The 24,692-nt window shown below is 53.5% G+C and carries 21 protein-coding genes; all 21 read right to left on the bottom strand.

Annotation, left to right across the window (positions count from 1 at the left end; translation table 11 throughout):
• Nucleotides 1-38: 38 nt before the first annotated feature.
• Entirely contained in the window at nt 39-1,706 is a 1,668-nt protein-coding gene (locus tag CCE92_RS02650; RefSeq protein WP_088005974.1) for a ribonuclease J, read from the bottom strand.
• Nucleotides 1,707-1,806: 100 nt separating this feature from the next.
• On the bottom strand, nt 1,807-3,021 hold the full coding sequence (locus tag CCE92_RS02645; protein ID WP_088005973.1) for a M16 family metallopeptidase: 1,215 nt from the start codon (nt 3,019-3,021) through the stop codon (nt 1,807-1,809).
• A gap of 57 nt (nt 3,022-3,078) precedes the next feature.
• Entirely contained in the window at nt 3,079-5,196 is a 2,118-nt protein-coding gene (pnp, locus tag CCE92_RS02640; protein ID WP_088005972.1) for a polyribonucleotide nucleotidyltransferase, read from the bottom strand.
• A 161-nt stretch (nt 5,197-5,357) separates the two neighbouring features.
• Nucleotides 5,358-5,627: a 30S ribosomal protein S15 gene (gene rpsO / locus CCE92_RS02635; protein ID WP_088005971.1), complete on the bottom strand. Its 270-nt coding sequence runs from the start codon at nt 5,625-5,627 to the stop codon at nt 5,358-5,360.
• Between the two features lie 145 nt (nt 5,628-5,772).
• Complete coding sequence (locus CCE92_RS02630) at nt 5,773-6,720, bottom strand: bifunctional riboflavin kinase/FAD synthetase (RefSeq protein ID WP_088005970.1); 948 nt, start codon at nt 6,718-6,720, stop codon at nt 5,773-5,775.
• A 1-nt stretch (nt 6,721) separates the two neighbouring features.
• On the bottom strand, nt 6,722-7,651 hold the full coding sequence (truB, locus tag CCE92_RS02625; protein ID WP_088005969.1) for a tRNA pseudouridine(55) synthase TruB: 930 nt from the start codon (nt 7,649-7,651) through the stop codon (nt 6,722-6,724).
• A gap of 98 nt (nt 7,652-7,749) precedes the next feature.
• Nucleotides 7,750-8,103, bottom strand: a complete 354-nt coding sequence (gene rbfA, locus CCE92_RS02620) for a 30S ribosome-binding factor RbfA (RefSeq protein ID WP_088005968.1) — start codon at nt 8,101-8,103, stop codon at nt 7,750-7,752.
• An 18-nt stretch (nt 8,104-8,121) separates the two neighbouring features.
• Nucleotides 8,122-8,400 (bottom strand): DUF503 domain-containing protein, encoded by a 279-nt coding sequence (locus CCE92_RS02615; RefSeq protein ID WP_088005967.1) that lies wholly within the window; start codon nt 8,398-8,400, stop codon nt 8,122-8,124.
• On the bottom strand, nt 8,400-10,622 hold the full coding sequence (gene infB, locus CCE92_RS02610; protein WP_088005966.1) for a translation initiation factor IF-2: 2,223 nt from the start codon (nt 10,620-10,622) through the stop codon (nt 8,400-8,402). The genes CCE92_RS02615 and infB overlap by 1 nt, the downstream gene beginning before the upstream one ends.
• A 4-nt stretch (nt 10,623-10,626) precedes the next feature.
• Nucleotides 10,627-10,944, bottom strand: a complete 318-nt coding sequence (locus CCE92_RS02605) for a YlxQ family RNA-binding protein (RefSeq protein ID WP_088005965.1) — start codon at nt 10,942-10,944, stop codon at nt 10,627-10,629.
• Nucleotides 10,941-11,222, bottom strand: a complete 282-nt coding sequence (gene rnpM / locus CCE92_RS02600; protein WP_088005964.1) for an RNase P modulator RnpM — start codon at nt 11,220-11,222, stop codon at nt 10,941-10,943. Before rnpM ends, CCE92_RS02605 begins: the two co-directional genes overlap by 4 nt.
• A 20-nt stretch (nt 11,223-11,242) precedes the next feature.
• Nucleotides 11,243-12,376, bottom strand: coding sequence for a transcription termination factor NusA (gene nusA / locus CCE92_RS02595; RefSeq protein WP_088005963.1), 1,134 nt, complete (start codon nt 12,374-12,376; stop codon nt 11,243-11,245).
• 23 nt (nt 12,377-12,399) lie between these two features.
• Nucleotides 12,400-12,885, bottom strand: a complete 486-nt coding sequence (gene rimP / locus CCE92_RS02590) for a ribosome maturation factor RimP (RefSeq protein WP_088005962.1) — start codon at nt 12,883-12,885, stop codon at nt 12,400-12,402.
• Nucleotides 12,886-13,011: 126 nt separating this feature from the next.
• Nucleotides 13,012-17,319 carry a PolC-type DNA polymerase III gene (locus CCE92_RS02585; RefSeq protein ID WP_088005961.1) on the bottom strand — a complete coding sequence of 1,436 codons (4,308 nt, stop codon included), beginning with the start codon at nt 17,317-17,319 and terminating at the stop codon, nt 13,012-13,014.
• A gap of 74 nt (nt 17,320-17,393) precedes the next feature.
• Nucleotides 17,394-19,097, bottom strand: a complete 1,704-nt coding sequence (locus CCE92_RS02580) for a proline--tRNA ligase (protein ID WP_088005960.1) — start codon at nt 19,095-19,097, stop codon at nt 17,394-17,396.
• Nucleotides 19,098-19,186: 89 nt separating this feature from the next.
• Nucleotides 19,187-20,446, bottom strand: coding sequence for an RIP metalloprotease RseP (gene rseP / locus CCE92_RS02575; protein ID WP_088005959.1), 1,260 nt, complete (start codon nt 20,444-20,446; stop codon nt 19,187-19,189).
• Between the two features lie 41 nt (nt 20,447-20,487).
• Nucleotides 20,488-21,633 (bottom strand): 1-deoxy-D-xylulose-5-phosphate reductoisomerase, encoded by a 1,146-nt coding sequence (gene dxr, locus CCE92_RS02570; protein ID WP_088005958.1) that lies wholly within the window; start codon nt 21,631-21,633, stop codon nt 20,488-20,490.
• A gap of 16 nt (nt 21,634-21,649) precedes the next feature.
• Entirely contained in the window at nt 21,650-22,441 is a 792-nt protein-coding gene (locus CCE92_RS02565) for a phosphatidate cytidylyltransferase (RefSeq protein WP_088005957.1), read from the bottom strand.
• Complete coding sequence (gene uppS, locus CCE92_RS02560) at nt 22,438-23,223, bottom strand: undecaprenyl pyrophosphate synthase (protein WP_088005956.1); 786 nt, start codon at nt 23,221-23,223, stop codon at nt 22,438-22,440. The genes CCE92_RS02565 and uppS overlap by 4 nt, the downstream gene beginning before the upstream one ends.
• 148 nt (nt 23,224-23,371) lie before the next feature.
• The gene (gene frr, locus CCE92_RS02555; RefSeq protein WP_088005955.1) at nt 23,372-23,929 is read right to left on the bottom strand and encodes a ribosome recycling factor; all 558 of its coding nucleotides are present in this window, start codon (nt 23,927-23,929) and stop codon (nt 23,372-23,374) included.
• Nucleotides 23,929-24,654 (bottom strand): UMP kinase, encoded by a 726-nt coding sequence (gene pyrH / locus CCE92_RS02550; protein WP_088005954.1) that lies wholly within the window; start codon nt 24,652-24,654, stop codon nt 23,929-23,931. Before pyrH ends, frr begins: the two co-directional genes overlap by 1 nt.
• Nucleotides 24,655-24,692 lie beyond the last annotated feature (38 nt).

The following is a 24,692-nucleotide window of genomic DNA, read 5'->3' as shown; positions in this document are numbered from 1 at the left end:
TCCGCTGAATTTCTCAGGACGGAAACCCCGGTTTTTTCTTAATATTCCATGATGATCGGGATGATCATCGGGCGCCGTTTCGTCTGCTGGAACAGATAGGAATTCAGCGCATCACGGATTTCCTGTTTAATGTTGTTCCACTCGAACGACTGTTTTGCAGCATACTTATCAACCACTTTCCGGACAAGCTGTGCGGATTCATCCAAAAGTTCTTCGGATTCCCTCACATAGACGAAACCGCGTGAAATCAGCTCCGGCCCGGCAGCGATCTTCTTCTCTTTGCGGTTCAGTGTCACGACGACGATGAAGATGCCGTCCTGTGACAGAAGCTTCCGGTCCCGGAGGACGATGTTTCCGACATCCCCGACACCGATGCCGTCGATCAGCACATTCCCTGCCGTGACGCGGCCGCTCATGCGCATTTTGCCGTTTTTGTATTCCACGATGTCGCCTTTTTCCGCAATGAAAATCTGCGATTTTTCAATTCCTGTCTGCTGTGCCAGACGGGAATGGGCAATCAGCATCTTATACTCGCCTTGGATCGGGATAAAGTATTTCGGCTTCATCATGTTCAGCATCATTTTCAGGTCTTCCTGGCTTCCGTGGCCGGAAACGTGGACTTTTCTGCTCGATGTCAGCACGTTGGCACCGGCTTTGGCGAGTTTATTCATCGTTTGGTACATCGGCACTTCCATTCCCGGTGAAGGAGTGAATGTGATCAGAACGGTATCCGTTTCCTTTATGCGGACATCACTGTGCTGCCGATTCACCATCTTATCCAGCGCTTCGAGCGGTTCCCCCTGATGGCCTGTCACGATGATTACCACTTCATGATCCGGATGCTGATCGACTTCTTTGAGCGGAATCAGTGTGTTTTCATCGGCCGTCAAATAGCCGAGCTTATGGCCGATTTCGAATGCGTGTTCCAGCGTGCGGCCGGTGATCGCCACTTTTTTGCCCGTCAGTTCTGCGATTTCCAGCACTTGCTGGATACGGATGAAGTTCGAAGCGAACAGCGACACGAGGATCCGGCCTTCTGCGGAATGGAACGTGCGGGTCAGCTGGTCGGCGATTACGCTCTCTGACGTCGTATACCCCGGCCGCTCCGCCTCCGTTGAATCGGATAGCAGGATGAAGACTCCGTCATCTCCGACTTTCGCCATTTTCGCGATATCCGGCCGATAACTGCCGCTCGCTGACTGGTCGAATTTAAATTCACCGGTATGGACGATCGCGCCTTCCGATGTATGGAAAACAACGCCGAGTGAATCCGGAATGCTGTGGGTGGTATGGAAAAACGTCACATGGGTCCGCTGGAAATTCATCCGGCTCCGGTTGGTGACTTCAAAGAACTTCAGTCCCTTGAGCGGCCCCAGTTCCTTCACATGTTCTTTTGCAAGCGCAATGGTCAGTTTCGTTCCGTAAACCGGCGCCTGTACCCGCTTGAGCAGGTAGGCGATCGAACCGATCGCATCTTCGTGGCCGTGTGTCAGGAAAATCCCTTTCACCCGGTCTTTATTTTCTTCAAGGTAAGTCATGTCCGGAATGACGATATCGATTCCGAGCATTTCATCTTCCGGGAACATCAGTCCGCTGTCCACTACGAACAGCTCGTCATCGATTTCGATGACATACATCGCTTTCCCGATTTCTCCCACTCCGCCGAGCGGGATGACTTTGATACTTTCATTTTTCGTTTTACTCACAAATTCTCCTCCTAGTAAGTTTCCCCGTCCAAGTCCATACCCTTTATTATACGGCAATGGGCAGGCCGCGTCCAAGGAAAAATGATTTACAGGAGAGCGGCTACTCCGGCCGGATAATGGATACGGCCGGCGGCCCTTTGAACAAATCCAGCAGTTCATTCACCTGTCCGGCCGTCACTCCCTCGATATGCCGGATCACTTCTTCGTCTGAGAGATGCTTCGGCAGAATCAATTCATTCCTTCCGTTCTGTTCCATTCTGGTGCCGCTCCCTTCAGCGCTGAGGAGGTAACTTCCTTTCAGCTGTTCCTTCGAGTAACCCACTTCCCGTTCCGTCACGCCCTCGGCCGACAAAGTTTCCATTATGCCGCGGATCCGTTCTTCCAGTTCAGGCAACCGACTGTTTGCTGTGCCGCCGTAGATGGCGAAGGTGCCATGGTCCTTGTAGGCGGTATGGTAAGAGTAGATCGAATAAGCAAGCCCGTGCTCTTCCCGGATTTCCTGGAACATTCGGGAGGACATCGTACCCCCCGCAAGATTATTCAGCACCGCCATCGCATAGATGTGCCGGTCATCAATCGGCATGCCGGGATAGCCAAGGCAGATGTGCCCTTGTTCTGTATCGCGCCGTCTGTCTGAAATTCCTGGCCGGAATACCGGCGCTTCGCCATCGGGCAGCCGGCCCACCTTTCCGGAGAACTGGCTGAACAGCGCCCGGATCCGGTCGATCAGCCGGTCATCGATATTTCCGGCGACGGAAATGACCGTGCGTTCAGGCGTATAGTGCTGCTGCATGAAATGAAACATTTTTTCTCTGCTGAAGGCCGCCAGCGTTTCCTCCGTCCCCAATATCGGGGCGCCGATCGGATGATCAGGGTACATCACTTTCCAGAGCTGTTCATGGACGTCATCGTCCGGCATATCCTCGGACATGCTGATCTCTTCGAGGACGACCTGTCTCTCTTTTGCGATTTCCTTCTCATCCATGACCGAATTGAAAAACATGTCCGCGAGCAGTTCAACAGCTTTTCCCGCGTGGGTGTCCAGCACTTTTGCATGGTAACTCGTCATTTCTTTCGAAGTAAAAGCATTCGCCAGTCCGCCGATCCGGTCGAATTCTTCGGCAAGTTCCCTCGCCGTCCTGTTCTCAGTCCCCTTGAAAAGCATGTGCTCAATAAAGTGAGCGATCCCGTTTTCTTCAGGTTTTTCATCCCTTGAACCGGCGTGCACGAATATCCCCGCAGCTACCGACCTTACATGCGGCATCCGTTCTGTCACCAGCCGGACGCCATTGGGAAGACGTTCTGTTTCCACCATTGTCAAAACACCTTTCTTACGCAAAAATTGCCGGCGGCTGCCGGCAATTTTTGTTGATCACTTTGATTGTTCCTGCTCAGCCGTCTTTTTCTCTTCCTTCAAAACGGCTTTCCGGGATAAGTTCACCCGGCCCTGGTTGTCGATTTCGATGACTTTAACAAGCAGTTCGTCCCCAAGTTTCAGGACATCGTCCACGCTTTTCGTCCGTTCTTCCTGAATTTCGGAGATGTGGAGCAGTCCGTCCTTGCCTTTGAAGATTTCAAGGAAAGCGCCGAATTTCTCGATCCGTTTCACTTTGCCGAGGTAATATTCGCCGACTTGGGCTTCACGGACGATGTCTTCAATGATCTGCTTGGCCCGCGCATTCATCGCTTCATTGACCGAAGAAATGAAAATGGTCCCGTCCTGCTCTGTATCGATTTTTACACCGGTCTCTTCGATGATCTTGTTGATCACTTTGCCGCCCGGTCCGATCACATCCCGGATCTTGTCCGGATTGATCCGTATGACCGTGATTTTCGGCGCATATTCCGACAATTGGGTTCTTGGCTCTGAAATTGTCGCCAGCATGCTGTCCAGAATGTGCATCCGTCCTTTTTGAGCCTGCGTGAGGGCTTCTTCAAGGATTTCCCGTGAAAGGCCTTCAATTTTAATATCCATCTGAAGTGCGGTGACGCCTTTTGCGGTACCGGCCACTTTGAAGTCCATATCACCAAGGTGATCTTCCATGCCTTGGATGTCAGAAAGTACTGTATAGTGATCCCCTTTTTTGACAAGTCCCATCGCGATTCCGGCAACTGGGGCTTTTATCGGCACACCTGCATCCATGAGTGCCAGTGTCGAAGCACAGATGCTTGCCTGCGATGTCGAGCCATTGGACTCGAGGACTTCGGATACGAGACGGATCGTGTAAGGGAAGTCCTCTTCTTTCGGGATGACGACTTCCAATGCGCGTTCTCCCAGCGCGCCGTGCCCGATTTCCCGGCGTCCCGGACCGCGGATCGGTCCGGTTTCCCCGACTGAAAACAGCGGGAAATTGTAATGATGCATGAAGCGTTTGGATTCTTCAAGTCCGAGGCCGTCAATGATCTGGACATCACCCAGCGCGCCAAGCGTACAGATGCTGAGGGCTTGGGTCTGGCCGCGTGTGAACAATCCGGATCCATGCGTCCTCTTCAGCACGCCCGCTTCAGATGACAGCGGCCGGATTTCATCCGGCGTCCGTCCATCCGGCCGGACTTTTTCTTCTGTGATGAGCCGGCGGACTTCGTCTTTGACCATTTTATCGAGAATCTGGCCGGCCTGTTTCTTGACCGAATCTTCCTCTTCTTCATAATCCGCCAGGATACGCTCTTTCACAGCACTGATCGCATCAGCGCGTTCCTGCTTTTCCTGTACTTGGACAGCCGCATTCAGATCTTCGAGCGCCGCGTCCCGGATTTGCTGTGTCAGCTCCGCATCCAGTTCATAAAGCTGCACTTCAGACTTTTCTTTCCCGACTTCCGCCGCGATTTCTTCCTGGAAAGCGATCAGTTTTTTGATTTCTTCATGACCGAACATGATGGCCTCCAGCATGGTCGCTTCCGGCACTTCTTTTGCACCGGCCTCCACCATGTTGACCGCATCCTTCGTCCCCGCGACGATCAGGTTGATGCTGCTCTTCTCCATCTGGTCTCCTGTCGGGTTGATGATGAACTCATCATCGACCAGTCCGACCGTAACTCCCGCGATCGGACCGCCGAACGGAATGTCGGAAATCATGAGGGCCAGCGACGAACCGAACATTGCGGCCATGTCGGACGGGCAGTTCTGATCGACCGACATGACCATCGAGATGACTTGCACTTCGTTCCGGAATCCGTCCGGGAAAAGGGGACGGATCGGCCGGTCGATCAGCCGGCTGATCAGCGTCGCTTTTTCCGAAGGACGCCCTTCCCGTTTTATGAACCCGCCCGGGATTTTGCCGACCGCATACAGCCGTTCTTCGTAGTTGACGGTCAGCGGGAAAAAATCGAGCGGCTTCGGCTGTTTCGAAGCTGTCGCTGTCGATAAGACAGCGGTGTCGCCGTAGCGGATCATTGCTGCGCCGTTCGCCTGCTTGGCCAGTTGACCGACTTCCACTTGAAGCTGACGGCCTGCCCAGTCCAGCGTATAGACTTTCTTATTTTGCTCCATGATCGAGCTCCTCTCTGATTGAAACAGTGTAGCACTATTCCTATGTATCTCTGAATAGTGTAACAAAAAAGCGATAAATTGGCGATTCGGTAATGAATCGAAAGTTTCGTCTTTTTATCATAAAGAAAAAGCGGGAAGAATCCCGCTTTCCGTTTTGTGTATTATCGGCGGAGGCCGAGTCTGTTGATCAGTTCACGGTAACGCTGAACATCGTTTTCACGAAGATACTTCAGCAAGTTACGGCGGCGTCCGACCATTTTGAAGAGACCGCGGCGCGAATGGTGATCTTTTTTATGCGTGCGCAAATGTTCGTTCAAGTTGTTGATCTCTTCTGTCAGAATAGCGATCTGGATTTCCGGAGACCCTGTATCCGTCTCGTGAACCCGGTATTCGCCAATCAGTTCGTTCTTGCGTTCTTGTGTGATTGCCATATTGAGTTCCACCTCCTGTGGTTCTGATATCCCCGTCTCCCGAGCAAACGTTGGTGACTCGATTGCCAAGCAGTGGTTCGTACATATTCTGTACGTTGTACAGTTTAGCACAGCCGCCGGACGAAATCAACCGGCAGCGTGCTGTTCAGTGCTGTTTCAGGTACTCCATCGCCGCCTGTTTATCCCGCTCGATCTGCGCTTTCAATTCTTCGATGCCGGAAAATTTCCGCTCATCCCGTATCCGCCTATACCAGTCCACAAAAACTTCTTCCCCGTAGATGGACCGGTCAAAGCCCGGGATATGTACTTCAACAGTCAGCTCTTTTTCATCAGGGTCCCTGAAGGTCGGTTTGTAACCGATATTACACACGGCATCATACAGCTCTTCCTGCACACCGATCCGGACAGCGAAGACGCCGGTGCCGGGCAGAAAAGATCCTGCAGCCGGCAAGATATTCGCTGTCGGGAAACCGATCGCCCGGCCGCGTTTGTCCCCTTGCACCACAACGCCAGCGATGCGGAATGGCCGTCCCAGCAGTTCAGCCGCCTCCTCCACGTCGCCGTCCTTCAGCAGCCGGCGGATTCGGGTGGAGCTGATCTTCTCACCGCCGTCGGTCTGCTCGCTGATGACCGTCACACCGTACTGGCCTTCACTGAGGCTTTCCATATCCGCCATCGAGCCGCTGCCTTTCGCGCCGAATGAAAAATCGAAACCGGCAGTGACATGGCGGACGTCCAAGCCCTTTATGAAATACCGGACGAATTCCTCCGGTGACAGACGGGCAAATTCAGAAGTGAACCGCACGACAAAACAGTAATCGACACCGAGTGTCTGCAGAATATTGAGCTTCTGCTCAAGCGGTGTAATGTAAGCCACGTCTTTTTGTTTGCCGCCCAGGACGACCGATGGATGCGGATCGAACGTCATGACAGCTGAACGGAAATTCGAATCGGCCGCTTTTTCCATCGCAGCACCGATCACTTTCAAGTGCCCCTTATGTATGCCGTCGAAAAAGCCCAGGGCCAAGGATAACGGGCCTGTTTCTTTTCCCGGCAGGCAATGATTCGGATAACGTAATTGAATGACTTCCATTTCACACCTCTTCTTTTCCCGTGACAGGGAACATTTTTTCCGGTTTCATTTTACCAGGCTTCACCGGATGTCCGCTGTAGACTGCGATCGGCCGCCCTGCCTCCGTGAACACGAGCGCCCGGTGGCTGTCGAGCAACGGATGGCTGTCGAGCACTTGTCCGTTTTTGACCGGGAAGAGCAAGCTTTCCGGGACTTCCAGAAACGGAAAATCCGCCAACGCCCAGCTGATCGGTTTCAGGACGGAACCGATTTCCCCTGATTCCATTAAAACGGCCGTTTTTTCGAGTGTCACACAATCGGCTGCTTGGAATTTCCCCGAAGCGGTCCTGGTCAGCTTGGACATATGGGCTGGAAACCCGAGCGCTTCACCGATCTGCACAGCGAGTGTACGGATATACGTCCCTTTCCCGCACTGAATCCTGATTGGAAAACGGATGCGCTCCCCCTGCCATTCTGTCTCGGTTCCCAGCAATTCTATGGAATGGATCTGCACTTTCCGTTCCGGCCGTTCGACAGGAATCCCTTTCCTGGCATATTCGTACAGGCGCCGGCCATTCACTTTGACGGCAGAATACATGGGCGGAACTTGGACAATTTCTCCCGTAAGGCTCTCAAGGACTTCTTCCACCTGCGTCCGGGAAATGCGTTTATTGCTGAAATCCGTTTCTACCGCTTCTCCCTCACTGTCTTCTGTTTCCGTCGAATAGCCGATTGTAACTTCCGCTTCGTACGTCTTCCCGGAATCCGTCAAATATTCGGCTGTTTTCGTCGCCTGACCGATACAGATCGGCAAAACACCATCCACGCCGGGGTCGAGCGTCCCGGTATGTCCGACCTTTTTCGTCTTCAATATTTTCCTCAGACGGAATACGCAGTCATGAGAAGTCATCCCTCGTTCTTTCCAAAGCGGCAGGATGCCATTCACTTCCATTTTCCCACTCCTTCGGGTGCATTGCTTTAAAGTGCTCATCCAGCATTTATCAGACCGAAAAAAGCCTGTCTGCCCGGAATCCGGACAGCAGGCTTCTGTTATTGATCATCCTTCGGTTCTTGCAGATCGCGCAGCAGGGAATCGATCCGGCTGCCATACGCGACGGATGTATCAAACTCGAACAGCAGTTCCGGCGTTTTCCGCAGGCGGATCCGCTGGCCGATTTCCGAACGGATGTATCCTTTGGATTTCGACAGGCCAAGCAGCGTCTCTTCCTGCTTTTTTTCGTCGCCGAGCACACTGATATATACCGTCGCCTGCTGAAGATCCCCGGTGACTTCCACATCCGTCACCGTGACGAATCCCACACGCGGATCTTTCAGTTTGCGGCTGATGATATCGCTCAGTTCTTTTTTCATTTGCTCGGCTACTCTGTTGGAACGCATCGTCATCGCTGGTTCACCTCGTTTTCACAAATAATCTGTCTCTGTCGAGAGCCGCTCCCAGGCAGAATTGCTGTCCAGGAAATGAAGGACCCGCTGCATTTCCCTTTCTGCGGCTTCACGAGTCGATGCGACCGTGACAAGCGCCAGACGCGTCCGCTGCCACACGTCCTGATGTCCGATTTCCGCAGCGGAAAGATTGAACTTCTGGCGCGCCCGCACCAGCATCCGCTGCAGGACGGCTCTCTTGTCCTTCAATGAATGCGAAGCGGGAATGAAAAATTCACATTCCGCATAGACGATCATCAGCGCGCAACTTCTTCCATTACGTACGCTTCAATAACATCCAATTCTTTCACATCGTTGAAGTTCTTGATCGTGATTCCGCACTCATATCCCTGTGCGACTTCCTTCACATCATCCTTGAACCGTTTCAAGGTATCGATTTCGCCCTCGAAAATGACGATGCCGTCCCGGATCACCCGGACACCGCTGTCGCGGGTCACTTTGCCGTCCGTTACATAACTTCCGGCGATCGTACCCACTTTCGATACTTTGAACGTATTGCGGACTTCCGCCTGGCCGATGATTTTTTCTTCGAATTCTGGATCCAGAAGACCTTTCATCGCCGACTCGATTTCCTCGATCACTTTGTAGATGATCCGGTGAAGACGGATATCCACGCCTTCCGCTTCCGCAGCACGTTTTGCGTTCACATCCGGCCGGACGTTGAACCCGATGACGATCGCATTCGATGCAGCGGCAAGGGAGATGTCGGATTCCGTGATGGCACCGGCACCAGTATGGATGATCTTCACATTGACGCCTTCCACGTCGATTTTCATCAGTGACGCAGCAAGGGCCTCTACGGAGCCTTGGACGTCCGCTTTGACAATCAAGTTCAGCTCTTTCATTTCCCCTTGTTTCATCTGGTCAAACAAATTATCGAGCGTGACTCTTGTTTTTTCTGTCCGCTGGGTCTGGACTGCATTCGTTGCCCGGACTTCGCCGACTTGGCGGGCTGTCTTTTCGTCTTCGAAGACGACAAAGCGGTCGCCCGCCTGCGGAACATCATTCAGGCCTGTAATCTCGACTGGCGTCGACGGTCCTGCCTCTTTCACGCGGCGGCCGATATCATTGACCATTGCACGGATGCGTCCGAACGTATCTCCGACGACAATGGGGTCGCCCACACGCAGGGTGCCGTCCTGTACAAGCAGCGTCGCGACGGAGCCGCGGCCTTTATCAAGCTGGGCTTCAATGACCGTACCGATCGCCGTCCGTGCAGGATCCGCCTCGAGTTCAGCAACTTCGGAAACGAGGAGGATCATCTCGATCAGGTTATCGATCCCTTCTCCCTGGAGAGCCGAGACTTGGACAAAGATCGTATCTCCGCCCCACGCTTCCGGCACGAGGCCATGTTCGGTCAGCTCTTGCATAACGCGATCCGGATTCGCTCCCGGTTTATCGATCTTATTGACCGCGACAATGATCGGCACTTCCGCCGCTTTTGCATGGTTGATCGCTTCTACCGTCTGCGGCATGACGCCGTCATCAGCCGCTACGACGAGAATCGTGATATCCGTAACTTTCGCACCCCGGGCACGCATCGTCGTGAATGCGGCGTGTCCAGGCGTATCGAGGAACGTGATTTTCTTATCGTTCTCTTCAATCTGGTATGCACCGATGTGCTGAGTGATACCGCCTGCTTCCCCCGCTGTCACTTTCGTGTTGCGGATCGAGTCGAGCAGTGTGGTCTTCCCGTGATCGACGTGTCCCATAATGGTCACGACCGGAGGACGTTCTCTCGTCACTGCGCCTTCTTTCGGCTCAAAGTACGTTTCGAGGTCCGTGGTATCCACGATCACTTCTTCTTCCACTTCAACACCGTAATCGGCACAGATCAGTTCGATGGCGTCTTTGTCAAGTTCCTGGTTGATTGTCGCCATTACGCCGAGCATGAACAGTTTTTTAATGATTTCCGACGGTTCACGGCCGAGTTTTTTTGCAAGTTCCGCAACGGAAAGCGATTCGGAAAACGTGATTTTTGCCGGAAGCTCTTTCTCTTTTTTCGGCGTCGGCGGCGCTTGGTTCTGGCTGCGCTGCTGTTTGCCTTTCCGGTTATTCGGACCGCCTTTCAATCCGCGATTCCCCGGGCGGCTGTTTCCCTGACCGCCTCTTGAAGGGCCTCCGCTGCGGCCGCCCTGCCGGTTTTGGCCGCCGGACGCATTTTTGCCCTGGCTTCTGCCGCCTCCGCCTTGCTGTGGTTTCGGGCCTTTGCTCTGTCCGGAACCAGCTGCGCCGCCGCTTTGTCCGGCACCTTTCGGCTGGGAAGTTTTTGCGCGTGCCGGTTTTTCGTCCGCCGAAGTATCACGGTTATACACTTTATCGAGTTTGGAAATCGTACCCGGTTCCAGCACTGCCATATGTGTATTCACGTCGATATTCAGCTTCGCCAGTTCACCAATTACTTCTCTGCTGGATTTTTTCACTTTTCTTGCATATTCATGTACTCTCATATTCGACATCTGCTCACCCCTTATTGATTTCATCGAATAAGCTTGTCAGCTTTTTCGCAAAGCCGCTGTCTGTAACAGCAATGACAACCCGCTCATCCTTGCCGATCGCATGCCCGAGTTCAGCTCTTGATCCGAACTCCTGCAGCCCGACTTTATAACTGCCGCATTTATCACGGAGTTTTTTCGCTGTGTTCGCTGAAGCGTCTTGCGAAACGATAACAAGTTTCGCGTTCCCGCCGCGGACTTCTTTGATGACAAGTTCTTCCCCTGTCGTCACTTTTCTGGCGCTTGCCGCAAGTCCGAGCAGCTGATATATCCGCTGTCCGCTCATCGTTTCAGCTGCTCCCGCCGGATCAGGCGAAGCAGTTCCTCATACACTTCATCCGGGATTTCCGTCTCCAGATGGCTGTTCAGAGACCTTTTCTTTTTCGCAGCTTCAACGGCTTCTTCGGATTTTGAAACGTATGCGCCGCGGCCGGATTTTTTGCCGGTCGTATCAACTGAAACTTCGCCTTCTTTGGAGCGGACGACGCGGATTAATTCCTTTTTGGGGAACATCCCTCCTGTCGCTACACACTTCCTCATCGGCACTTTTCGCTGTACTGCCATGGGCGGTCACCCTTTTCTCATTATTCTTCGTCTCCGTAAAAATCGAAGTCTTCGAGCTCTTCTTCGCCGTATTCGCCTTCATCCGTCTGATCGCTGTATTCGACCGGATAGATTCCATGTTCCCGGGCATCCGTTTCGCTTTTGATATCGATTTTCCAGCCTGTCAGTTTCGCCGCAAGGCGCGCATTTTGCCCCCGCTTGCCGATCGCCAGCGAGAGCTGGTAATCCGGGACGATCACCGTGGTCGATTTTTCCTCTTCATTTACGAGCACCTCGAGCACTTTGGAAGGGCTCAGGGCATTCGCTACGAAAACCACCGGATCCTCTGACCACTCAACGATATCGATTTTCTCGCCGCCGAGCTCATCGACGATCGTCTGGACACGCGATCCCCGGGCACCGACGCATGCGCCGACCGGATCCACTTCATCATTATGTGCCTGCACGGAAATCTTCGACCGGTCACCCGCTTCCCGGGCAATCGATTTAATTTCTACGATGCCGTCAAAAATTTCCGGCACTTCATTTTCGAAAAGCCGGCGAAGCAAGCCGGGATGAGTCCGTGAAACAAACACTTGCGGCCCCCGTGTCGTACGCTCCACTTTTGTGATATAGACTTTGATCCGGTCATGCGGTTTGTACGTCTCGTTCGGCATTTGCTCGCTTTGAGGCAGGACCGCTTCGACCTTCCCAAGACCGACATAGAGGTTCCGCTGATCCATCCGCTCGACAATCCCGTTTACGATATCATCCGCCCGGTCCACGTATTCGTCGAAAATGAGGCCGCGTTCCGCTTCCCGGACGCGCTGTGTGACCACTTGTTTCGCCGTCTGTGCCGCTATCCGGCCAAAGTTCCGGGGGGTCACTTCCTCTTCTACGACATCACCCTCTTCATAGGCGGGATTGATCGCTTTCGCGTCATCCAATGAAATCTGGAGGCGGTCATCTTCGACTTCCTCCACAACATCCTTGCGCGAGAACACCAGCATCGTTCCGGTATCCAAATTCAGATCGACCCGCACGTTCTGTGCCTGATTGAAATTACGCTTGTAAGCCGTCACAAGGGCCGCTTCGATCGCTTCAATCAGAATATCCCTCGAAATCCCCTTCTGTTTCTCAAGCGCAGTCAGCGCATCCAGCAAATCACTGCTCATTTTACGTATCACTCCTTAAATTATCAGTCAAGCGGTGCCGAAAAATCAATTGCCAGACGCGCAACTGCCACTTTATCTCGTGGGATTTCCACCGTTTTCCTGCGTGTTTTAATTTTCACTTCTACTGTCAGCGCATCCGGATCCGCTTTCCTCAAATAGCCTTCGAATTCCTTTTCTCCTGCAATCTGCTCATATGTCTTGATATAGACATATTTCCCTTGCGCCTTTTCAAAGTCTTTCTCTTTTTTCAGCGGCCGCTCCGCTCCTGGTGAAGAAACTTCCAGAAAATAATTCTGTTCGATCGGATCGGTCCGGTCCAGTTCTTCGCTCAGTTTTTCACTGACCACCGCACATTGTTCGATGTCCATCGGACCGTCCGGATTATCGACATAGACCCGAAGGAACCAATTTTTCCCTTCTTTCACAAACTCCGTGTCGACCAGCTCGAGTTGGAGGCCGGCGACGATCGGCTGTGCGAGCTGTTCCACCTGTTCAGTTATTTTGCTCATACCTTCCTCCTGTCAATTTTTTGCCATAACAAAACAGAAAAGAGCGGGAGATCCCACTCTTTTGCTCAGAGCTATAACGCAAATGTTATGGCAATCATAACATATGAGAACCGTCATAGCAACTTATTAGAACAGAGACAGCTGATTGGCATCAGGCAATCCTTCGAGGCTGCCGTGATCGTCCAAGTACTCGATCAGCGTCTTCGAGACTCTGCCCCGCTGCTGAAGGTCTTCCTTCGACAGGAATTCCCCATCCGCTCTCGCAGCGACAATCTGTTTCGCCACGTTCGTTCCGAGACCGGGAATGGCATTGAACGGAGGAATCAGACTGTCTCCATCGATCACGAACTCATCCGCTGACGACCGGTAAAGGTCCACTTTCTGGAAAGACAGACCGCGCTCGCACATTTCGAGAGACAGTTCGAGAACAGTCAAAAGGCTTTTCTCCTTCGGCGAGGCATCCAGGCCTTTCGAATTGATTTCCTGGACTTTCGCGCGGATCGCCCCTGATCCTTTCGCCATTACGTTCAAGTCGAAATCAGCCGCCCGGACTGTGAAGTATGTGGCATAATACAGGGCCGGGAAGTGGACTTTGAAGTAAGCGATGCGGACTGCCATGAGCACGTATGCTGCGGCGTGCGCCTTCGGAAACATGTACTTGATCTTCTTGCAGGACTCGATATACCAGTTCGGCACGCCGTTCTCTTTCATCACGGCTTCGAATTCCGGCGTCAAGCCTTTCCCTTTCCGGACTGCTTCCATGATTTTGAAGGCGACGGAAGGTTCCAGTCCCTGATAAATCAGGTAAACCATAATGTCATCCCGGCAGCCGATGACGTCCGACAGCTGACAGGTCCCATTCTGGATGAGTTCCTGGGCGTTCGAAAGCCAGACGTCCGTCCCGTGGGACAACCCGGAAATCTGGACCAGTTCGGAGAACGTCGATGGCTTCGTCTCCTCCAGCATCTGCCGGACGAAGCGTGTGCCGAATTCCGGGATGCCGAGCGTCCCCGTCTTACAGCCGATCTGTTCTTCTGTGACTCCGAGCGATTCGGTTCCGGAAAAAATCTTCATCACTTCAGGATCATCTGTCGGTATCGTTTTCGGGTCGATGCCGGACAGGTCCTGGAGCATGCGGATGGCAGTCGGATCATCGTGTCCCAGAATGTCGAGTTTCAGCAGATTATCATGGATTGAATGGAAGTCGAAATGCGTTGTCTTCCATTCCGCGTCCTGCGCATCCGCCGGGAACTGGATCGGGGAAAAATCGTAAATGTCCATGTAATCCGGCACGACGATGATCCCGCCCGGATGCTGGCCGGTGCTCCGCTTCACGCCTGTACATCCTTGGACGAGGCGGTCGATTTCCGCTCCCCGGAATGTCAGGTCATGGTCATTCGCATAGCCGCGGACATAACCGTATGCCGTTTTCTCGGCCACCGTCCCGATTGTTCCGGCACGGTATACGTAATCTTCACCGAACAATTCTTTCGTATAGTTGTGCGCCGTCGGCTGGTATTCGCCGCTGAAGTTGAGGTCGATATCCGGAACTTTGTCTCCTTTAAAGCCCAGGAACGTTTCGAACGGAATATCATGCCCATCCTTTCTGTACGGGATGCTGCAATCCGGGCACTCCTTATCCGGCAAGTCGAATCCTGAGCCGATGGAGCCGTCGGTGAAGAACTCGGATTTCTTGCACTCCGGACAGACGTAATGCGGCGGCAGCGGGTTCACTTCCGTGATTTCCGTCATGGTCGCCACGAATGATGAACCGACGGAACCCCGGGAACCGACAAGGTAGCCGTCATCCAGCGATTTTTTCACGAGTTTATGCGAAATCAGATAAATGACAGAGAATCCATGCCCGATGATCGATTTCAATTCCTTCTCCAGACGGGCTTCCACCAGTTCCGGAATCGGATCCCCGTACAGCCGTCGGGCCATCCCATAACTCAATTCACGGATTTCATCATCCGCACCTTCAATTTTCGGCGTGTACAGTTCATCACGGATCGGCTTGACATCCCCGATCCACCCTGCGACTTTCCTGGAATTGTTCACGACCAATTCGTGCGCTTTTTCCTTGCCCAGAAAATCGAACGCACTGAGCATTTCATCCGTCGAGCGGAAATGGACGTCCGGCAGCTTATGCCGATTGAGCGGGTTGGCCCCGCCTTGGGAACCCACCAGGATCTGCCGATATGTGGCATCGGTCGGGTCCAAGTAATGGACGTTTCCTGTCGCCACCAGCGGCTTGCCTGTCTGATCGGCGACTTTCACCAATTTCCGGATGATATCTTCCAGATTCCACTCATCCCGGACAAGCTCCAGTTCGATCAAATGCGAATAGACCGCTTTCGGATGCACTTCCAGGTAATCATAAAACTCTGCGGCTTTTACAGCGTCTTCGACGGATTTCTGCATCACCGCTTCAAACACTTCCCCTTTATCACAGCCGGAACCGACCAGCAGGCCATTCCGATGCTTTTGAAGAAGTGTCCGGGGAATGCGCGGCACCCGGTAGAAGTAGTTGATGTGGGATGCGGATACAAGCTTGAAGAGATTCTTCAGCCCCTCTTCGTCCTTCGCTAGCAGCGTGCAGTGGGATGGCCGCGCCCGCTTGTAGCTGTCCCCTGTCCCGACATAATCATTCAGCTGATCGTGATAAAGGATCTCCTTCGCTTTTGCTCCCTTCAATAAATGATCGAGGAGATAAGCGGTCGCTTCCGTGTCATAAATCGCCCGGTGATGCTGGGTCAATTCAATATTGAATTTCTTCGCCAATGTATTGAGCCGGTGGTTTTTCATATCCGGGTACAGCATCCGTGCAAGTTCCAGTGTATCGATGGTCGCATGGACAGTGTCGATGCCGAATTTTTTATATGACTGATAAAGGAACCCCATATCAAAAGAAGCATTGTGGGCGACCATGATATGGTCCCCGGCCCACTCATGATACTTCCGGATGACTTCCTCGACTTCCGGTGCGTCCTTCACCATGTCATCCGTGATGCCCGTCAAGTCGGTGGTCGTTGCGGACAGCGGGTGGTGCGGGTTCGCGAAACTCTCGAATTTATCAACGATGTTGCCGCCTTTTATTTTGACTGCCGCCAATTCGATAATGGTATCGTACGCCGCGGACAGACCGGTCGTCTCGACGTCGAACACAACAAAAGTCTGTTCTTCCAGCAGGACGTGACGTTCTTCGTAAGCGATCGGCACTCCGTCGTTGACAAGATTCGCTTCAAGTCCGTAGATGATATCCACACCATGCTTCTGTCCGGCAGCATATGCTTCCGGGAAAGACTGGACGCCGGCGTGGTCGGTGATCGCGATCGCCGGGTGTCCCCAGGCCGCAGCCCGGGCGACAAGGGCATCGACAGAAGAAATGGCATCCATCTGGCTCATCGGGGTATGCGTATGCAATTCCACCCGTTTTTCAGCCGCTGTGTCTTTCCGGATTTCCTTTTTCACTTCCGTCATATCCTGGGCCATCATGACGAGATCCCGCACGAATGTATCCGTCTGAATCGAGCCGCGGGCCCGGATCCACATCCCTTTTTTCGCTTTCGCCATCAACTCTGCGTCTTCTTTATCTCTTGAGAACATTTTGACGAGAATGGAATCCGTGTAATCTGTAATTTTGACGGTCAGGAGGGACCGGCCGCTACGGAGTTCGCGGACTTCGGCATCGAAAACATAGCCTTCCACGGTCACCCGGCGCTCTTCGTCCTGAATCAGTTTAATTTCAGTGATCGGCTCTTCCGCTTTAATCGGAATCCCGAGCTGGAAAGGCCCTGCCGGCCCATCGTCTTTTTGCCGCTCCTGCTCCCGTTTCTGGATATCCGCCAGCGCTTTCCTCGCCATTTCTTCCTCTTCCGCCCTGCGTTCTTCGAGAAACGCTTCCCGCGAACCGTCATCGGGTTCTTCAGACAGTTGGAATTCCACCTGCACGGACGGCAGACCGAACTGCCCGAAGAGCTGAGAAAGCTTTTCGCTGTACTTCGCACGCAGCGACAGCATTTCGTGCTCGTGCCGGCAGACAAGCTGCATCTTCCGTCCGCTGAAAACCGGTCGCTGGCCGGTCAGCCGTTCCCTGAGAGGGGGAGCCATGTCCTGTAGTTCTTCCACCACTTCAAGGTAATAGTCCGTCAGAAGCACAGGATCGAATTCTTCATCGGCTGTTTCGATGTGCAATTGGATTTCAGCTACCGGGGCAAACACTTCACGCATTCTCGATCTGAGTTTCCTGTACAGGTCGATCGGCAGCGGTTTTTCCAGCCGGACAAGAAACTTCCATTGCCGGTCCCGCTTGTGGACGGTCATCCGCTGCAGTTCGGCCTTCTCAAAATATGGCATGTAGGCATCGTCCGTCATATCCAAATGGTGCAGCAGCGTCCGGAACCGTGCTGCCGCCTCGTTCTGTATCGTCATATCTCTCCCCCATTATTCCTGAAAAAATGGACAAAGAAAGGAAAGTACCGGTCGTACTTTCCTTTCTGCAGCCGCTATCTGGACAGGAGCTGCTGAATGCGGTCCTGCAGTTCTTCCCGCTGACATTCGAACGTCTCGCCGGTCCGGCGGTTTTTAACTTCCAATATTCCTTCGGGTGCGCGCTTACCGATCGTGACGCGGACCGGAATGCCGAGAAGATCGGCGTCCGCGAATTTCACGCCTGCACGTTCAGGCCGATCATCCAGAAGAACCTCATAGCGATAATCTTTCAGCAGCTTATACAGTTCTTCAGCCAGTTCCCGCTGTGCCTCATCCTTCATGTTCACCGGCACGAGATGCACTGTGTACGGCGCTATTGCCGGCGGCCATAAAAATCCTCCATCATCCTGGAACTGTTCAGCCACGGCGGCCATCACCCGCGATACACCGATTCCATAGCACCCCATAATATACGGCTCCGCCCGCCCTTGGTCGTTCAGGAACGTGCCGTCCATCGGCTCGCTGTATGTCGTTCCGAGCTTGAAGACGTGGCCGACTTCAATCCCTTTCGCGAAAACGATCGTCCCATTGCCATCCGGAGAAGGATCACCTTCCCGGATGAACCGGAGGTCAGCGTATTCATCCACCGAGAAATCCCGGTCCGGGTTCACGTTGATATAATGACGGCCGTCTTCGTTCGCGCCGGCAACACCGTTGACGATATACCGTACGGCATGATCGGCATACACCTTCAGACCTTGTGGCAGTTTGACCGGCCCGACCGAACCGATGCCGGCGGACAGCAGCTGACGGACTTCTTCCGCATCCGCCAGCTCGGCGTTTTTAGCGCCGGTCACGTGCTTCACTTTGATTTCATTGATGTCGTGATCGCCTCTGGCCAGAACCAAAACGAATCCGTCCCCGGTTTTGAACACCAGCGTCTTGATGCACCGTTCCGGTTCCACCCCGAGATGTCCGGCGACTTCCCGGATCGTCTTCTGATCCGGGGTATCTGCTTTCCTAAGCGGTTTCAGCGCTTCATCCGACCGCTCATAAGCCGCATCCACTTCAGCCATTTCAATGTTGGCGGCGTACTGGGATGAATCCGAATAGGCGATTGTGTCTTCCCCGATGTCGGACAGCACCATGAATTCATGGTTGTCTTTCCCGCCGATCGCTCCGGAATCCGCGATGACTGCCCGGAAATTAAGGCCGAGCCGTGTAAAGATGTTCGTATACGCCTGCCGCATCTTCTCATACGTCTCATCCAGGCTCTCTTTTGTGGCATGGAATGAATAAGCGTCTTTCATCAGGAACTCCCGGCCGCGAAGAAGGCCGAACCTCGGCCGCTTCTCGTCCCGGAATTTGCTCTGGATCTGATATAAATTCAGCGGAAGCTTTTTATAGGATTTGATCTCATCCCGAAGAAGGGAGGTAATGACTTCCTCGTGTGTCGCGCCAAGAGCGAACTCCCGGTCATGGCGGTCCTTCAGCCTCATCAGTTCCGGCCCGTATGAATACCAGCGGCCGGTCTCCTGCCACAGCTCCGCCTGCTGCAGTGCCGGCAGGGACACTTCCACGCTGCCGGCCGCCTGCATCTCTTCCCGGATCACTTCCTCGACTTTCTGAAGGACCCGTTTGCCGAGCGGCAGAAAGGAATAAACCCCGCTCGTGTTCTGACGGATGAAGCCGGCCCTCAGCAGCATCTGATGTGATTTAACGTCCGCGTCTGCAGGGACTTCCCTGAGCGTCGGAATGAATGTCTGTGTCTGCCTCATGTCACGCACCTCAATCGACTAGTAATTAATATGGAAAAGCGCAGGCGCCCTTTGGCGCTGCGCCGGTTCCTGGAACAACATCTGCCGCGTCAGAAAAAGAATCGCTGGATGTCGTTCCATGTCACAATGATCATCAACAGCATCAGCAGCATGATGCCGACAAAGTGGACCATGCCTTCCTTCTGCCGGTCCACCGGTTTTCCGCGGAGCGCCTCGATGATGAAGAAAACAAGCCTTCCCCCATCAAGTGCCGGGAGCGGCAGCAGATTCATGATGCCGAGATTGATGCTGAGCATGCCGCCCCAAGTCATCAGTGTGAAAATGCCATACTGCACCACTTCTTCGGTGGTTTTATAAATCCCGACCGGTCCGGAAAGGGCATCGATCGTGAATTGACCGGTCACCAGCATGCCGAGGAGCCGCAGAATTTCCTTAAACCAGAAAACCGTCTGCTCAGCACCGTACACGACTGATCCGAGAATGTCTTTTTCGACAGGGCTCTTATACATGACGCCGATAACACCGGTTTCTCCCGGCGCATTCTCGGCAAGTTCCGGCGTGATGGTCAGGTCGACTTCCTCACCATCGCGGACGACGGTGAATTCGAGCGGATTCCCTGGATTCGCCTGAACTACCCCGACAAGATCCTGCCAGCTGGCGATCTCTTCGCTGCCGATTTCAACGACAAGATCGCCGTCTTCGAGTCCGGCTGCTTCCGCCGGGCTCTCTTCCGTCACTTCCGAAATAATCGGTTCGTACGTCGGCACGCCCTGAAACAGGCCAAGCGCCGTAAAAATCAAAAAAGCGAGAATGAAATTGAAGAAAGGTCCGGCGAAGATAGTCATGAACCGCTGTGCCACTGACTTGGAACCGAACTGTCGGTCATAAGGCGCCAGCTGCGTCTCTGCTCCGTTTTCCTCAATGACAGCGTTCCGGGCGATCTTCACTGAAATCATCCGCTCATCTTCATCGTATCCGCGGACGAACAATTCTTTCTCCAGGTCCGCTTCTTCCACTTCCATCAGCAGGACATCCGGATACTCCTTTTTCTGATTCAAAATCACCCGTTCGGCTTCCCCGTCTTCATTCAACAGCAGGCCGACACGGTGTCCGGGCTGAAGCCGGACCGTATCAAAATCCTCACCGGCCATGCGGACATACCCGCCGAATGGCAGCAGCCGGATCGTGTATAAGGTTTCACCTTTCATGATGCCCAGGATCTTCGGACCGAACCCGATCGCGAATTCACGGACAAGAATCCCGGCACGTTTTGCAAAAATAAAATGGCCCAATTCGTGGAAAAACACGAGTGAACCGAAAATCAGCGCGAACGCGATGACTGTCTCCATGCTGAACCCATCCTTTAACCGTAATCGGTTTGAACCTTAAGCTATTTTAGCATGTTCCGGACGGATTTTCTTGTATTTGCGTCAACTTCCAAAATCTCTTCCAGCACCGGTTTTGAATTCGGATTGTGAGCTGTCATCGCTTTCTCGATCAATTCCTCGATCTCCAGGAAGCTGATTCCGCCTTTCAGGAACTGGGCGACCGCTTCTTCGTTGGCCGCATTGAATACCGTCGGCATGGTTCCCCCGACGCGGCCGGCGTCATAAGCGAGCTTTAATGCGCGGTACCGGTCGAAGTCCATTTCCTGGAAGTGCAGCTTGCCGATCTCTGCAAGATTCAGCCGCTTCGCTTCCCGGCGGTCCAGGCGATCCGGAAAAGTGAGAGCATACTGGATGGGCACCCGCATATCCGGAGTCCCGAGCTGTGCCATGACACTCGTATCCACGAATTCCACCATGGAATGGATAATACTTTCCCTGTGCAGGAGAACATCGATATCATCGTAATCGAAGCCGAACAGGACATGGGCTTCGATGACTTCGAGGCCTTTGTTGGCCATGGTGGCGGAATCGATGGTGATTTTCGCGCCCATCGACCAGTTGGGGTGGTTGAGGGCGTCCTCGACTGTGACGCCTTCCAATTCATGCCGTTTCCGGTCACGGAAACTGCCCCCGGACGCTGTCAGGATGAGCCGGCTTGCCTGTTCCCGTTTTTCACCATTCAGTGCCTGGTAAAGGGCGGAATGCTCGCTGTCGACTGGCAGGATCCGGGCTCCGCTTTTTTGGGCAGCCTCCATGATCAAGTGCCCGGCGGTCACAAGCGTTTCTTTATTCGCCAATGCAACTTTGCGGCCGAGCCTGACAGCGGCAAGTGTCGGCTCGAGACCGACGCTTCCGATCACGGCACTGACCAGGACATCCGCATCCCGTACCGCCAGTTCGAGAATGCCGCTGTCACCGGACAGGAACTCGGTTCCGGGATACTGCGCGCGGAGATCGGCTGCATCTTTTTCCTCGAGGACACAGACTGCGTCCGGGGAGAATTCTTCAATCAGTTTTTTAGTTTCCAGGATGTTCCGTCCGGCCGAGAAGCCGGCGAGCCTGAACCGGCCGCTATGCTCGCGGATGACATCCGCCGTCTGGAGGCCGATCGAACCCGTGGCGCCCAGAAGGATTATATCTTGCGTCAACTGTGCTCATCCTTTCTTATAGGAAGTGTAGGAAATGCAGCAGCGGGAGAACGAAAAGAAGACTGTCGAACCGATCCAGCATCCCTCCGTGACCCGGCAAAATGGTGCCGGAATCCTTTACGCCGAAATGGCGCTTGAGGGCGGATTCGACAAGATCTCCCAGCTGCCCGAACACGGCCGCCGCGATGGTGACGCCGATGATGATCAGCACCGGTTTGTCCAGATCCACGATTGCGTGCAGGAGGAGGGCAACTGCGACCGCCCACGCAATGCCTCCGATGAAGCCTTCGATGGTTTTATTCGGCGAGATTTCCGGCCACAGTTTCCGCTTGCCGATTTTCCTTCCGGTGAAATAAGCGCCAGAATCGGTCGACCAGACAACGAGGAGGGCATAGACAACGTATTCAAGACCGGCATTGCGGGTCTCAATAAAATAAAAGAAACCGATTCCGATGTACAGTGTCCCCAGTATGGACAAGGCTGCATCCTCGAAAGTGAAGGTGTTTTTTACGACCACCGTATGTATCAGGAGCAGCAGGACCGCGAAAAAAGCGAAGTCGATCTTCTGATACTCGGAATATTCGTACAGGACTTCCGTCCAATGTGAAGGCACCAGGAGCATGAACATCATCGCCATTGAAATGAGGCCGCTGATGCTGAGCAGGTACTGGCCCTTCATCCGGAGCAGTTCGTGGAGAGCGACGGCTGCCAGTGCATAGACCAGCAGGGTGAAAGGCAGGCCTCCGATCAGGACGAATGGAATGAAGAGACCGGCCGCAATCAGGCCGGTGATGATCCGCTGTTTCATGTCATGCCGTCTCCTTTCAGTCCGCCATATCGTCTGCTGCGTCTTTGGTAGTCTTCCACCGCATCCATCAGGCAGTCGCTGCTGAAATCCGGCCACAGTGTTTTCGTGAACCAAAACTCTGTGTAAGCAAGCTGCCACAGCATGAAATTGCTGAGCCTCTCTTCACCGCTCGTCCGGATGAGGAGGTCGGGTTCGGGCAGTGAGTGGGTCATCAGTCCATCCGAGATATGGTCTTCGGTTATATCGGCAGGCGTAAGTTCACCCGAAGCCACCCGGACGGCGAGCTCCCTGACCGCATCCGTGATCTCCGCCCGGCTCCCATAGTTCAAAGCGAAGTTCAGCACGAGACCCGTGTTGTCCTGCGTCTCATCAATCGCCTTCCGCACCGCGTTCCTGGTGTGCGGAGGAAGGCTGTCCTCACTGCCCATCATGGTGACCCGGACGTTCTCTTCGACGAGTTCCGGCAAATACGATGACAGGAACTCTTCAGGGAGGCGCATCAGAAAATCCACTTCGGTCTTCGGCCGCTTCCAGTTTTCAGTGGAGAACGCATAAAGCGTCAGCACTTCCACTCCCAGCTGATTGGCCAGACGGGTGATTTTCCGGACAGTCTTCATGCCTTCATGATGGCCGGCGATTCTCGGAAGTCCGCGCATCTTCGCCCAACGGCCATTGCCGTCCATGATGATCGCGATGTGCGCCGGCACCTCTTCTTCAAGAATTGCAGACAGCCTGCCGGCATCCGCCGGAGGCTCTTTTCGCTTCAGCAATTTATCGAACATCCTTTTTTCCTCCGTTACGTGCTCTTCAGCAAGTCTACTGTTAATCATAACAAAAAACAGGAGCCTATGCTTGGCGTTTTCGCATCCTCTTTGCTGAAACAAAAAAGACGCCCTGAAAACAGGACGTCCCGGTCCGGCAGAAGTTCACTCAGACTTCCATGACCTCTTTTTCTTTTTCCTGTGCAAGCGAGTCGATTTCCGCGATGCTGGAGTTCGTCAGCTCCTGAATATCATCCGAGTAGCCGCGAAGATCATCTTCAGTGATTTCACCCTTTTTTTCCAGTTTCTTCAGATCATCATTCGAATCGCGGCGGATATTGCGGATGGCCACTTTCGCATCTTCCGCTTCCTTTTTCACGAGCTTCACCAATTCTTTGCGGCGCTCTTCTGTCAGCGCCGGAACTGCCAGCCGGATAACTGTCCCATCCGTCGAAGGCGACAGGCCAATGTCCGACTTCAGGATCGCTTTTTCGATGTCCCCGGTAACGGACTTATCGTAAGGCGAGATGACCAAGAGACGGGCTTCAGGCGTGGAAATGCCCGCCAGCTGATTGATTGGAGTCGGCGCACCGTAATAGTCGACCGTGATTTTATCAAGGAGAGATGCACTGGCGCGGCCGGCGCGGATGGTGGCAAGTTCGCGTGAAAACGCCTGGATCGCTTTCGCCATTTTTTCTTTTGACTGTTTCAGAATCGCTTGTGGCATTAGATTGACCTCCTGACAGTGGTTCCGATTTTTTCGCCGAGAGCGGCTTTTTTAATATTGCCGTTTTCCATGATCGAGAATACGACGAGCGGAATATCATTATCCATACAAAGTGTGGAAGCCGTGGAATCCATCACTTGCAGCCCGCGCTGAATGACATCCAGATAGGACAATTCCGAATACTTCACTGCATTATCATCGGTCTGCGGATCAGCCGAGTAGACGCCATCGACGTTGTTCTTCGCCATCAGGATGACATCCGCTTCGATTTCAGCCGCTCGGAGGGCTGCGGTCGTATCTGTGGAGAAATAGGGATTCCCGGTGCCTGCCGCGAAAATGACGACCCGCTTCTTTTCCAGGTGACGGATCGCCCGTCGCCGGATATAGGGTTCAGCGACCTGTCTCATTTCAATTGAAGACAGAACACGGGATTCCACGCCCTGGTTCTCGAGTGAATCCTGCAGCGCAAGCGAATTCATGACAGTCGCCAGCATGCCCATGTAGTCGGCGGTTGCTCTGTCCATGCCCATTTCTGATCCGATTTTGCCCCGCCAGATATTGCCGCCGCCGACCACTACAGCCACTTCGACGCCCAGGTCGACAACTTCCTTTACTTGCGCAGCCACGTTTTTGATGATTTCAGGAGAAAGGCCGAACCCTTTGTCTCCGGCCATCGCCTCGCCGCTCAGTTTCAGAACGATCCGTTTGTACTGTTGAACACTCATCGGTACCCTCCATCACTCTAATAATACTTTAAAAATAG

This window comes from Indiicoccus explosivorum, from assembly GCF_002167005.1.
Taxonomy (GTDB): Bacteria; Bacillota; Bacilli; order Bacillales_A; family Planococcaceae; genus Indiicoccus; species Indiicoccus explosivorum.
The sequence above is the reverse complement of the archived record's forward strand: the minus strand, read 5'-3'. Positions and strand labels throughout refer to the sequence as shown.